The following is a 14,100-nucleotide window of genomic DNA, read 5'->3' on the forward strand; positions in this document are numbered from 1 at the left end:
CGGGCTACGGGTGCTGCGGCGGCTCACGGACTACGGGGCACCGTCCGCGAAACCGGCTTCGAACTCCTCGACCTCGTCCTGGCCTAGGTCCAGCAGGGGGAAGTCGGAGGCGGTGTGCCCGCCCGCGGCCGGATCGGCGGTGTGCGCCGCCAGGCCGTCCAGCAGGTCCAGCCAGCGCCGGCCCAGCCGCTCGGCGGCCGCCTCCGGCCACAGACCGGCGGGCCGGCCGAGCGTGAGGGTCAGTTCCGGCCCGTCCGGGGTGTCCTGGACGTACGCCCCCGCCTCCAGGGCGTGCGGGGCGGGTGTGCGGGGGTCGGCCGAACTGCCGACCACCGAGGTGCCGGCCGGCTGCCAGACGTCCCCCGGCGCTCCGGCCCGGCCCGCACCCGCGAACCTGCCCAGGTAATTGAACCCGATGTGGGCGTCCGGCAGGGTGTCCAACTCCGGTGCGGTGAGCGGGTTCAGGTGGCGCAGCAGGGCATGGCCGAGGCCGTCGCCGGGCACCGCCCGCGCCTGCTCCTTGACGCGTTTGAGCAGCTCACCGGCGGCCGGGCCGCCGCGCGGCGCCTCGTCCAGGTCGATGCCCGACACGTCCAGGCGTACCGGGTGGACGCTGGTGAACCAGCCCACCGTCCGGGACAGGTCCGCCCCGCCGGCCGGTTCGCGTCCGTGTCCTTCGATGTCCACGACGAGCGCGGCTTCCGGCCGGTCGTACGCGACCGCGCCCGCCAGCGTCGCGAGCAGCACTTCGTGGACGCCGCAGTGGAACACTCCGGGAGCCGTGCCCACGAGGGTGGCCGCCGTCGGCCCCGGCAGCGTCCAGGTGCGCCAGACCATGGCGGCCAGGGTGTCCTCGGCCGGATCGAGCGCCCGTCCGCCCAGCGGGGGCGCCACGTTCTTGAACAGGGCCGCCCAGTCCGGCAGTTCCGATATTCGGTGTTCGGCGGTGGCCTGGGCCGCGAGGGCGCCCGCCCACTGCCGGAAGGAGGTGGGGACGGGGTCGAGTTCCGGTGCGCGCCCGCCGGCCACCGCTTCGCAGGCGGCTTGCAGGTCCGGGAGCAGGATGCGCCAGGACACTCCGTCCGTCACCAGGTGGTGCACCACGAGCGCCAGCCGGCCGGGCTCCGCGGGCCCGGCGTCCAGCCAGACGGCCTGCACCAGCACGCCGTCCTCGGTGTCCAGCCGTCCGGTCGCCTCCCGGGCCGCGCCGTCGGCCATGCCGTCCAGGGCACCGGCCGGTACGTCCGTGGCGTCGATACGGGTGAGCAGGGCGGTGGCGTCGACCGTGCCGCGCCCCGGCACCACCAGGCGTGGTCCGCCCTCCGCGCGCACCACGCGGGCCCGCAGCATGTCGTGGGTGTCCAGTACGGCGGCCAGCCCGCCGGTGAGCGCGTCCGGCCGCAGGCCCGCAGGGGTGGTGACGACCATCCACTGCGCGAAGCCGCCGCTCAGCGCGTACTCCCCGAGCGCCGCCATCGTGGGGGTCCAGGCCACCTCGCCCACGCCCGCGTCCGGGGCTGCGCGCACCTCGTCGGCGAGGCGGGCGACGGCGGCCAGCGCGCCCGGCGTCTCCTGTTCGAAGACGTCCTGGGCGCTGAAGACCACCCCTTCGCGGCGGGCCCGGGTGGCGAGCTGCATGGACATGATGGAGTCGCCGCCCAGTTGGAAGAAGCCGTCCTCCGCGCCGACGCGTTCCAGGCCGAGCAGTTCGGCGAAGAGTCCGCACAGGATGTCCTCCGCCGCCGTGCGCGGTGCGCGGCCCGCCGCCTTCCCGGCGAAGCCGGGCGCGGGCAGGGCCTTGCGGTCCACCTTCCCGTTGGCCGTGACCGGCAGGGCGTCCAGGACGAGGACGGCGGCGGGCACCATGTACTCCGGCAGTACGCGGGCGAGGTGCTCGCGCAGTGCCTGGCCGTCCGGCGCTGAGCCGTCAGTGCCGTCCTTGCCGCCCCCGGCCGCCACCACGTAGCCGACCAGCCTGCGCTCACCCGGCCGGTCCTCGCGGGCGACGACGGCGGCCTGGGCCACTCCCGGCGCGGCCGCGAGCACGGTCTCGATCTCGCCCGGTTCGATCCGGTAGCCGCGCACCTTGACCTGCGCGTCGGCGCGCCCGGCGAAGACCAGTTCGCCGTCCGGCGTCCAGCGCGCGAGATCGCCCGTGCGGTACATCCTCCCGCCGGGTCCGAAGGGGTTGGCCGTGAAGCGTTCAGCCGTGGCGCCGGGGCGGTCGAGGTAGCCGCGGGCCAGGCCCGTACCGGCCAGGTACAGCTCGCCGGCCACGCCGGGCGGTACGGGCTGGAGGAACGCGTCGAGCACGTACGCCTGCCGGTTGGCCAGCGGGCGTCCGATGGGCAGCACGTCCGGGGTGGGCCCGCCGGGCCGGAGCCGGTGCCAGGTGGCGCTCAGGGTGGTCTCGGTGGGCCCGTACAGATGCCGTACGGACACCTCGGGGCAGGCCGCGCGCACCCGCGCCACCACCCCGGCGGGCACCACGTCGCCGCCGGTCAGCACCTCGCGCAGCCCGGCGAAGCACTCCGGGTCCTCCTGCGCGGCCACCCGGAAGGACCCGGCGGTCAGGTGCACCGCCGTGACACCCGCCGCCACCGCCTCCCGCACCCGCTGCGCGTCCACCGCACCGGCCGCCGCCACGGCCACCCGGGCGCCGGAGACCAGCGGCACCCATATCTCGAACAGGGAGGCGTCGAAGGCGTGCGGGGCGTGCATCAGTACCGCGTCGTCCGGGCCGAGCGCCCAGCCGCGGTCCCCGGCCAGCGCCGCCACACTGCCGTGCGGCACGCCGACGCCCTTGGGCACACCGGTGGAGCCGGAGGTGTACATCACATACGCCAAGTCCTGCGGGTGCAGGGGCGGTCGGGGCTCCCCGGCGGGTGCTTCCGCCACCGCCGTCCGCACCTTCGGGTCGTCCAGCACGACCGTCTGCCCGGCCAGTTCCGCCGGGACCGCCGCGCGGGTGGCCTCGGCGCACAGCACGAGCGCGGGCCCCGAGTCGGCCAGCAGGAACGTGATCCGCTCCGCCGGGTACCCGGCGTCCACCGGCACGTACGCGGCGCCCGCCTTCCACACCGCCAGCAGCGACGTGAGCAGCCCGGCCGACCGTTCCAGCACCACCGCGACCCGGTCGCCACGGCCCGCCCCCAGGCCGCGCAGGTACGCGGCGAGGCGGTCCGACGCGGTGTCCAACTCACCGAATTGAACACTTTGACGCCCGTCCGTCACGGCCACGGCATCCGGCGCGGCCGCCACCCGCGCCGCGAACAGCTCCGGCACGGTGGCGCCCGCCGGTTCCGCCGCCGTGGCGTTCCACTCCGTCACGGCCCGGCGCCGCTCGGCCGCGTCCAGGACGTCGACCCGGCCCACCGGGACCGTCGGGTCCGCCACCAGTTGCTCCAGCACCCGCACCAGCCGCCCGGCCAGCGCGCGGGCCGGCTCGGCGGTGACCAGGTCGGGCCGGTAGGAGACCTCCACCTCCAGCCGGTCGCCGGGGAGGATGCCGAGGGTCAGCGGGTAGTGGGTGGCCTGGCGCAGGCCGAGTGTGGTGAAGGTGAGCGTGCCGGGAGCCGATTCGGCAGCCGGGCGCGGGTAGTTCTCGTACACCACCAGCGTGTCGAAGCCCGCTTCCGGACCGGCGTGCTTCTGGATGTCGGCCAGCCCCAGGTGCTGGTGCGGGAGCAGCGCGGACTGGCGCGCCTGTACGTCCTTGAGCATCTCCACCACGGGCTGCCCCGCGTGCAGGCGCACCCGTACCGGCACCGTGTTGATGAAGAGACCGACCATCGACTCGACGCCGGGGAGTTCCGGCGGGCGGCCCGCCACGGTCGTGCCGTAGACCACGTCGTCGCGCCCGGACAGCCGGGCCAGGAGCAGCGCCCAGGCGCCCTGCACGACGGTGTTGACGGTCAGGCCGTGGCGGCGGGCCAGGTCGGTGAGGGCGCGGGTGAGGGACGCGGGCAGGTCGGCCTTGGTCTGGTCGGGCAGCTCGGGAGTGCGCGCCGGGTCCGCGGGGGCGACGAGCGTCGGCTCGCCGTCCCCGGCCAGTTCGGCGCGCCACGCGGCCCGCGCGGCGTCCTTGTCCTGCCGGCCCAGCCACGCCAGGTAGTCGCGGTAGGAGACGGTGCGCCGCAGCACCGAGGGGTCGCCGCCCGCCGCGTACACCGTGGTCGCCTCGTCGAAGAGGATGGGCATCGACCAGCCGTCGAGCAGGATGTGATGGGCCGTCAGCACCATGCAGTGCCGCTCGGCGCCGAGGCGTACGAGCAGCACCCGCAGCAGCGGCGCCACCCCGAGGTCGAAGCGTTCCGCGCACGCGTCGGCGGCCAGCCGTCCGACCTCGGCGAGCGCGTCGGCCTCGGGCAGGCCGGACAGGTCGGCCTCGCGCCAGGGCAGCACCGCCTCCCGGCTGACGAGCTGGACCGCCTCCCCCGACTTGCGGCGGTGGAAGCTGGCGCGGAGCGCCGCGTGCCGGCCGAGCAGCGCCTGCCAGGACGCGTGCCAGCGGTCCGCGTCCAGCGGGCCGTCGATGGTCAAGGTGCGCTGGATGACGTAGACGTCGGGCCCCTGGTCGCCGAACCCGGCGTGGAAGAGCATCCCTTCCTGCAACGGGGACAGCGGCCACACTTCGGCGAGTGCCGAGCCCTTGCCGGATGCCGGTGCCGTGGCGGGTGGTGAGGTCTTCACAGCGACAGTCCCCCTTCGAGCCGTGCCGCGATCGCTTCGAACTCCTCGACCTCGTCCTGGCCGAGGTCCAGGAGCGGGAAGTCGGAGGGTGTGTGGCCGCCCGCCTCGGGCGCGGCCGTGTGGGCGGCCAGGCCGCCTAGCAGGTCCTTCCAGAGGCCGCCCAGGCGGGTGACGGCCGCGTCGTCGAGGACGCCGGCCGGCCCGCCGACGGTGAGGGTCAGCGCGGGGCCCTCGGGCGTGTCGCGGATGACCGCGCCGGCCTCCAGGGCGTGCGGTGCGGGCATGTCCGGGTCGTCCGAGCCGCCCAGTGCGGTGCTGCCCGCCGCTTCCCACGGCCGGACGGTGCCCGCGGGCGCGCCCGCGGGGAACCGGCCGAGGTAGTTGAAGCCGATCTGCGGGGCCGGGAGGGCGGCCAGCACGGGGCCGGTCTCCGGGTTCAGGTGGCGCAGCAGCCCGTGGCCGAGGCCGTCGCCGGGCACCGCGCGCGTCTGTTCCTTGACCGCCTTGAGCAGCGCTCCGGCCGCGGGCCCGCCCGCCATGACCTGGTGCAGGTCCACACCGGACAGGTCGAGCCGTACGGGGTGCACGCTGGTGAACCAGCCCACCGTCCGGGACAGGTCGACCCCGGCGACCGGTTCCCGGCCGTGCCCCTCGATGTCCACCAGGACCCCGGCCGCCGCTTCCGTGACCGGCCGGGCGCACACGACCGCCGCGGCCAGTGCCGCGAGCAGCACTTCGTGCACGCCGCAGTGGAAGACCGCGGGGGTGCGGATGGCGAGGACCGCCACCTGCTCCCGGGGCACCTGCCAGGTGCGGTGACGCACGGTCGCCTGGGTGTCCGTGCCCGGGTCGAGGGTGCGGGCGCCGAGCACCGGGTCGGGTCCGTCGAGTACGGCGGTCCAGTGCGGCAGTTCCGCCACCCGCCACGGCTGTGCCGCCTGCGCGGCCAGCAGTCCGGCCCACTGCCGGAACGCCGTACCGACGCGGTCGGGTTCCGGTGCGCGCCCGGCCGCCACCGCTTCGCAGGCGGCCCGCAGGTCCGGGAGCAGGATGCGCCAGGACACGCCGTCGACCGCGAGGTGGTGCACGGCCAGCACCAGCCGGCCGGTGCGGTGCGGTCCCGCGTCCAGCCAGACCGCCTGGACCAGGACGCCCGCGGCCGGGTCGAGCCGTCCGACCGCTTCTCCGGCGGCCCGTTCCGCGAGGCCGTCGAGGCCGGTGTCCGGTGCCCCGGCCACGTCCACCCGGGTGACCAGCGCGTCGGCGTCCACCGAGCCCCGGCCGCCGACGGCCAGCACCGGCCCGCCGGGGCGCGGCACCACCCGGGCCCGCAGCATGGCGTGGGTGTCCAGTACGGCGGCCAGTCCGGCGGCCAGCACGTCCCGGCCCAGTCCGGCCGGGGCGCCCACGGTCATCCACTGCGCGAACCGCCCACCGGTGATCCGCTCCCCGAGCAGCCGCATCACCGGTGTCCACGGCACCTCGCCGGTGCCCGCGCCCGCGGTGTCCGCGCGGGGGCCGGACGTCACCGGCTCCGCCACCTCGGCCAGGCGCTCCGGGGTCTGTTCGTCGAAGACCTGGCGGGAGGTGAGCAGCAGCCCGGCCCGGCGGGCCCGCGCCACCAGTTGGAGCGAGGTGATCGAGTCGCCGCCCAGCTCGAAGAAGCTGTCCTCGGCGCCGGCCCGGTCCAGGCCCAGGAGTTCGGCGAACAGGGCGCACAGCACCGTCTCGGCGGGGGTACGCGGCTCCCGGCCGGTGACCTGTCCGGCGAAGTCGGGCGCGGGCAGCGCCGCGCGGTCCAGCTTCCCGTTCGGGGTCCTCGGCAGCTCGTCGAGGGCCACCACGGCCGCGGGCACCATGTAGTCCGGCAGGGTCCCGGCGACATGCGTACGGACGGACCGTTCGTCCAGGCCGGGACCGGCAGGGACCGCGTAGCCGACCAGCCGGCGTTCGCCGGGGCGGTCCTCACGGACCACCGCGACCGCGTCCGCCACCGCGGGGTGCGCGGCCAGCGCGGCCTCCACCTCGCCGAGTTCGACACGGAAGCCGCGCACCTTGACCTGGGCGTCCGCCCGCCCGGCGAAGACCAGTTCGCCGTCGCCGGTCCAGCGGACCAGGTCCCCGGTCCGGTACATCCTCCCCCAGCCTTCGGCCGGGGGGACCCCCATGCCGGGCGCGAACGGGTCCGCCACGAACCGCGACGCGCTCAGCCCCGCGCGCCCCAGGTAGCCGCGCGCCAGGTTCACCCCGGCCACGTACAGCTCGCCGACCACACCCGGCGGCACCGGCTGGAGGAAGGCGTCCAGGACGTACGCACGGGAATTGGTGATCGGGCGGCCGATCGCGGGCGCGCTGCCGGCGTCCAGCGGCGCGGTCACGGTGGAGGTGACGGTCGCCTCGGTGACGCCGTACTCGTTGAACAGCTCCCGTCCGGCGGACCAGCGGCGGCGTACCTCGTCGGTCATCGGCTCGCCGCCGGTGACCAGGACCCGCAGCCGGGACAGCCCGTCGGACGGCAGTTGGGGCAGGAACGCGGCGGGCAGCACCACGTGGGTGGCCTTGCGTTCGCGCAGCAGGTCGGCCAGGTCCTCGCCGAAGGACTCCTGCCCGGTCGGGGCCAGCACGAGCCGCCCGCCCGCGCACAGCACCGGCCAGATGTCCCCCATGGACACGTCGAAGCTGGGCGAGACGCGTTGGACGACGCGGCTGTCCGGGCCGATGCGGTAGCGCCCGACGCGGTCGGCGACGAGGTTGGCCAGCCCTCGGTGCGGTACCAGGACGCCCTTGGGCACACCGGTCGATCCGGAGGTGTAGATCACGTACGCCGCGTGGTCGGCGTGCAGCGGCGCGGGCCGCTCGGCGTCGGACAGCGAGCCGCCCGCCCGGCGCGCCACCGCCGCGGCCACCGTGGGGTCGTCCAGGACGACCGTGCCGCCGTACGCACCGGCCGGGACCGCGGCCCGGGTGCGCGTCGTGCACACCACGACGGCCGGTCCGGCGTCCCGCAGCACGAACGCGATGCGCTCGGCCGGGTATGCGGGGTCGACCGGTACGTACACACCGCCCGCCATCGCCACGGCCAGCACGGCGACGGCCATCGCCACCGACCGCTCGACGACGACCGCCACCCGGCACTCGGGGCCCACGCCGTGCCCGGTCAGGTGCCGGGCCAACTGCCCGGCCTGGTGTTCCAGCTCGGCGTAGGTGAGCGCCTCGTGCCCGTCCTGCACCGCGACGGCGCCGGGGGTGCGCTCCGCCTGGGCGCGGAACAGCTCGGGCATCGTCGCCACGGTCACCGGCGCGTCCGTACGGTTCCAGTCCGCCACGACCAGCGCGCGCTCGTCCGCGTCCAGGACACCGACCCGGCCCACCGGCACCGAGCAGTCCGCCATGAGCTGTTCGAAGACCCGCACCAGCCGCCCGACCAGCTTCTCGGCGATGTCCGCCGCCACCTGGCCGCGGCGGTGCGCCACGTGCACGCGCAGCCGCTCGCCCGGTATGACGCCCAGGGTCAGCGGGTAGTGCGTGGCCTCGCGGGTGCCCAGGACGGCGAAGGAGAGCGCGTCCGGGGAGCCGGGCGCGGCGATCGCGCGGGGGTAGTTCTCGTGCACGACCAGCGTGTCGAAGACGGCGCCGGGACCGGCCAGCCGCTGGATCTCCGGCAGGCCCAGGTGCTGGTGGGCCACCAGTGCGGACTGGCGCTCCTGGAGGTCGCGCAGCAGCCCGAGCACCGGCTGCGCGGCGTCCAGACGTACCCGTACCGGCACGGTGTTGATCAGCAGACCGACCATGGACTCCATGCCGGGCAGCTCCGGCGGCCGGCCCGCGACGGTGGCGCCGAACACCACGTCGGTACGGCCCGCCAGCCGGGCCAGCACCAGGGCCCAGGCCCCCTGCATCACCGTGTTCACGGTCAGACCGTGGCGGCGCGCCAGCCCGGTGAGGCCGCGGGTGGTCCGTTCGGGGATGTCGGTGATCACGTGGCCGGCGTCCACCGGGCCCCGGTCGGCCGCCCCCGGCGCGACGAGCGTCGGCTCGTCGGCGCCGGTGAACTCGGCGGCCCAGGCGGCCCGTGCGGCGTCCTGGTCCTGGCGGGCGCGCCAGGCGAGGTAGTCGCCGTAGGACGCGGCCGGGGCCAGGGCCGACGCGTCGCCGCCCGCCGCGTAGACCTCGGCCAGTTCGGCCAGCAGGACCGGCATGGACCAGCCGTCCATCAGGATGTGGTGGCTGATGACGACGAGCCGGTGCCGGTCCGCGCCGAGGCGGATCAGCAGCAGCCGCAGCAGCGGCGCCGCCGCCGTGTCGAAGCGGCGCTCCTGCTCCCGGGTGGCCAGTTCCTCGATGCCGGAGAGCGCGTCGGCCTCCGACAGGCCGGACAGGTCGATCTCCCGCCAGGGCAGCCGCACCTCACGGGCCACGACCTGGACGGCCTCGCCCGACGCGCGCCGGTGGAAGCTCGCGCGCAGCGCGGCGTGCCGGTCCAGCAGCGCCTCCCACGAGGCGCGCAGCCGGGCGGCGTCCAGCGGGCCGGACAGCTCCAGCATCCACTGGGTCTCGTAGACGTCCGGGCCCTCCTCCTCGAAGGAGGACTGGAACAGCAGCCCCTCCTGGAGGGACGACAGCGGCCAGATGTCCGCCGGCCGCGGCACGACGGCCTCCAGCTCCGCGACGCCGTCCTGGGTGAGGGCGAGCAGCGGGAAGTCGGAGGGCGTGTGGCCGCCCGCTCCCGGCCGGGCGGCGTGGGCGGCCAGGCCGCCCAGCATCTCCACCCAGCGGCGGCCGAGCCGCTGCGCCGCCGCGTCGGCCTGGCCGTGCTCGTCCCGGTGCCGCCAGGTGAGCGTGAGGGTCAGGGTGGGTCCGGCGGCGGACGTACCGATCGCCGCCCCGGCTTCCAGGTCGTACGGGGACGGCGCGTCGCGGCCGGTCGCCACGGCTCCGGCCGTGACCTGCGCGCCGCCCCGCTCCGGGCGTCCCGAGCAACTGAACGCGATGCGGGGGGACGCGGAGGCGGCCGGTGCGGTGCCCGTCTCCGGGTGGCGGTGCCGTAGTGGGCCGTGGCCGAAGCCGTCGCCGTCGCCATCGCCGCCGTCGGGGGCCGAACGTACCTGCTCCTTCACCGACTTGAGCAGCGTCCCGGCCGCCGGGCCGCCCGCGAGGACCTCGCTCAGGGCGGTCCCGGAGAGGTCCAGCCGTACGGGGTGCACACGGGTGAACCGGCCCACCGTACGGGACAGGTCGAGCCCGTCCGGGCCACCGCGACGGCCGTCCCGCTCGATGTCCAGCAGGACACCGGTACGGGCGTCCGCACGCCCCTCGCGCCCGTGGGCGACCGCTGCGGCCAGCGCGGCCAGCAGCACCTCGTCGGCGGTGCAGTGGAACACGGCGGGTGCCCGGTCCACCAGCGCCGCCGTCTGCTGCGGCGGCACGGTCCAGACCATGCGGCGCGCCGTTCCGGCAGGTTCCGCGTCCGCGTCCGCCGCTGTGCTCGCGGGGGCGCCCCCCTCTGGAAGGGTGCCGGCGCGCGGGCCGTCCGTCTCCGCGTCCCGGTGCTCCTGGGTCGCCTGCGCGGCCAGCAGGCCCGCCCAGTGCCGGAAGGACGTGCCCACCGGGCCGAGCGCCGGCGTGCGGCCGGCGGCCGCGGCCTCGCACGCGGCCACGAAGTCCGGGACCAGGATGCGCCAGGACGCCGCGTCCGCCACCGCGTGGTGGACCGCGAGCACCAGGCGGCCGGGCTGTGCGGCGCCCGCGTCCAGCCATGTCGCCCGGAGGTTCGCCCCGGCCGAGGGGTCGAGCCGTGCCACCGCTTCGCGGGCCGCGCGTTCGGCGGCGGGGCCGAGGTCCGCCGCGGCCACGGACTCGCGGGTGACCAGTGCCGTCGCGTCCACCGTGCCGCGGGCGGGCACCACCGTGCGGGGGCCGTTGCCCCCGTCGGTGGTCCGTGCGCGCAGTACGGCATGGGTGTCCAGGAGGGCGGTGACTGCGGCCCGCAGTGACTCCGGCCGCAGACCGTCCGGGGCCGCCAGGACCGCCCAGCGCGCGAAGTTCCCGCCCCGCGCGGGGCTCAGCGACGCCCAGGGCACCTCGCCGGTCTCCGTGTCCGCGTCCGGCGGCCCGGCCTGCGGGGCGGGGGCCACCCGGGCCAGCCGCTCCGGGGTCCGCTCGTCGAAGACCTGGCGTGTGGTCAGCACCAGCCCGGCGCGGCGCGCCCGCGAGGCGAGCTGCACCGCCATGATCGAGTCGCCGCCCAGCTCGAAGAAGCTGTCCTCGGGTCCCACCCGTTCCCGGCCGAGCACCTGCGCGAACAGCGCGCACAGGGTCTCCTCGGCGGCGCCGCGCGGCTCCCGCGCCGACCCGCTGCCGGTGAAGTCGGGTGCGGGCAGCGCCTGGTGGTCGACCTTGCCGTTCACGGTCAGCGGGAGCCCGTCCAGCGGGACGAACGCCGACGGCACCATGTACTCGGGCAGCCGCCCGCCCACGAACTCGCGCAGCGCCGCGAGCAGCGCGCCGGTGTCCCGGCCCGCCGCGCCCGCGCTGCCGCCGGACTCCCCGGTGAGCAGGGCTTCCGAAGCGCTGCCCGCGCCCGCGGCGGCCCGCTCGCCGCCCGGCTCGTCGCGGAACGGCCGCTCGTCGCGCGACGGCTGACCGTCCCGCGACCCGCCGTCGGACGCGGGCTGCGCCACGACGTAGGCCACCAGCCGGCGCTCTCCCGGCCGGTCCTCGCGGGCCACCACCACCGCCTCGCCGACCGCCGGGTGGGCCGCCAGCGCCGCTTCGATCTCCCCGGGCTCGATACGGAAGCCGCGCACCTTGACCTGGGCGTCCGCCCGCCCGACGAAGACCAGTTCGCCGTCGTCGGTCCAGCGCACCATGTCGCCGGTGCGGTACATCCGCTCGCCGGGGACGAAGGGGCTGGCGGTGAAGCGTTCCGCTGTCAGGCCGGGGCGGGAGAGGTAGCCGCGCGCCAGGCCCGTGCCGGCGATGCACAGTTCGCCCGTCACGCCCGGCGGTACGGGCTGGAGGAACGCGTCCAGTACGTACACCTGGCGGTTGTCCAGCGGGCGGCCCACCGGCAGTACGGACGGCACCGGATCACCGGGCCGCAGCCGGTGCCAGGTGGCGCACAGGGCGGCCTCGGTCGGCCCGTACAGATGCCGTACGGCCACCTCGGGGCAGGCCGCGCGCACCCGCGCCACAGCGGCGGGCGGCACCACGTCACCCCCGGTCAGCACCTCGCGCAGCCCGGCGAAGCACTCCGGCGACTCCTCGGCCACCACCCGGAACGAGCCCGCGGTCAGATGTACCGCCGTGACCCCCGCCGCCACGGCCGCACGGATCCGCGGCCCGTCCACCACGCCCTGCCCGTCCACCACCACGCGCGCCCCGGACACCAGCGGCACCCACACCTCGAACAGCGAGGCGTCGAAGGCGTGCGGCGCGTGCATCAGCACCGCGTCGTCCGCGCCGACGGACCAGTCGCGCTGCCCGACGAGCCCGGCGACGCTGCCGTGCGGCATCGACACACCCTTCGGCACCCCGGTCGAGCCGGAGGTGTACATCACGTACGCCAGGTCCTCGGGGCCCACCCGGACCGCAGGGGCCTGCGCCGGGCTCCCGGCCACGGCCGCCCGGGTCCGGGGGTCGTCCAGCACCACGACGCCGGCGGGCACGCCGGGCGGCACCGCGGCCCGGGTGCTCCCGGTGCACAGCACGGCCGCGGGCGCCGAGTCGGCCAGCATGACCGCCACCCGCTCCGCCGGGTACGCGGCGTCCACCGGCACGTACGCCGCGCCCGCCTTCCAGACTCCGAGCAGCGCCACCAGCAGTCCGGCCGAGCGCTCCATCAGCACGGCGACCCGGCTCCCGCGTGTCACGCCCCGGCTGATCAGGTACGTGGCCAGACGGCCCGCCTCCGTGTCCAACTCCGCGTACGTCAGGGCGCGTTCGTCGTCGGACACGGCGACGGAGCCGGGCCGGCGCGCGGCCTGGCGGGCGACCAGCTCCGGCACCGAGGTGCCCGGCCGCTCGGCGCCCGTGGCGTTCCAGCCCTCCACGACGAGCCCGTGCTCCGGCGCGCCCAGCACCCCGAACCGCCCGACGGGCAGTTCGGGTTCGGCCGCCGCCTGCTCCAGGAGCCGGACGAAGGCCCGGTGTCCCGCCCCGGCCCACTCCTGGTCGTACAGCGCCGGGTCGGCTTCGAGGACGACACTCGTCCCGGCGTCGTCCGGCAGCTCGCGCAGCACCACGGAGAACGCCTCGACGGGCCCGCCCGGCAGGTCGTGCAGGGCGCCCCGGGCCTCGCCGAACCGCAGGTCCGTGCCGTTCGCCGGGACGGCGACCGAAGGGCCGAAGTCACGGCGGCCGCCCGGCCGCCCCAGTTCGGCGTGCAGGCGCTCGCCGCGGTACCTCCGGTGTTCCAGCAGCCCGTCGATCTCCCGCTGCGCGGCGCGGGCCAGCCCGGCGAGGCTGTCGCCGGGCCGGGCGGGCAGCCGCAGCGGCAGCACGTTGGCGGTCGCGCAGGGCGTCCGCCGGGCCGCCGGACCCGTACGCCCGTCGACCGGGAAGCTCAGCAGCGCCTCCTCCGCCCCCGTCGTGCGACACACGAAGGTGGCGACCGCGGCGACGACGAGCGCGCCGCGGCTCACCCCCGTACGGTCGGCGGCGGTCCGCAGCGCTTCCCGGCCGGCGGCCGACAGGTGTCCGGACGCGCGAGGGCGGGCGTCCCGGCTCACCGACCGGTGGCCCGGCACGGTGGCCGGTTCCGGCCGGTCGGCGAAGTGCTCGTGCCAGTACCGGCGGTCGGCCTCGTGCCGCGGCGACTCCCGGTAGGCGGCCTCCTGCTCCCACAGCTCGCGCAGCGGGACGTGCCCGGGCGGGCAGTACGGCTCACCGCGCAGGGTCGCGCTGTAGAGAGCGGCGACGCGGCGGGCCAGCAGGGTGCTCCCGAAGTGGTCGACCAGCAGTTGGTGGTGGCGCTGGTACCAGACGTACCGGTCGGGGGCCAGCTTGAAGAGGACGTGCGCGCAGAGGTCCCCTTCGGTGGGATCGGCCGGGTGCCGGCCGTCCGCGCGCATCAGTGCCTGCGCCGCCTCCCACGGTGCGTTCTCGTCGGTGAGGTCGACGTGCCGCAGCGCGATCTTCTCCCCGGCCGCCCGGATCACCTGCACCGGGACGCCGCCGTCCTGCGTGAACCGCAGCCGGAGCGCCTCGGTCTCGGCGACGGCCTGCCGCAGCGCCCGCCGGAAGACGTCCGTGTCGAGCGGGCCCAGCACATCGGCGTACTGCCTGATGTCGTACTGCCGGGGCGGGTTCTCCGCGCGCTGGGCCAGCCACGTCCCCTCCTGGCAAGCGGTCAGGGGCGCAGTGAACTGTGCCTGGCCTTCCATTTCTCCCCCTTTGACGGACAACCCG

The 14,100-nt window shown here is 76.4% G+C and carries 2 protein-coding genes; both read right to left on the reverse strand.

The window, feature by feature from the left end; genetic code table 11:
• Positions 1–30 precede the first annotated feature (30 nt).
• Positions 31–4,602 carry an amino acid adenylation domain-containing protein gene (locus tag ACZ4QV_RS17215; RefSeq protein ID WP_467763107.1) on the reverse strand — a complete coding sequence of 1,524 codons (4,572 nt, stop codon included), beginning with the start codon at positions 4,600–4,602 and terminating at the stop codon, positions 31–33.
• 86 nt (positions 4,603–4,688) lie between these two features.
• Complete coding sequence (locus ACZ4QV_RS17220) at positions 4,689–14,075, reverse strand: amino acid adenylation domain-containing protein (RefSeq protein WP_467763074.1); 9,387 nt, start codon at positions 14,073–14,075, stop codon at positions 4,689–4,691.
• Positions 14,076–14,100: the final 25 nt, after the last annotated feature.

It is taken from the genome of Streptomyces sp. NPDC026394 (assembly GCF_055567735.1).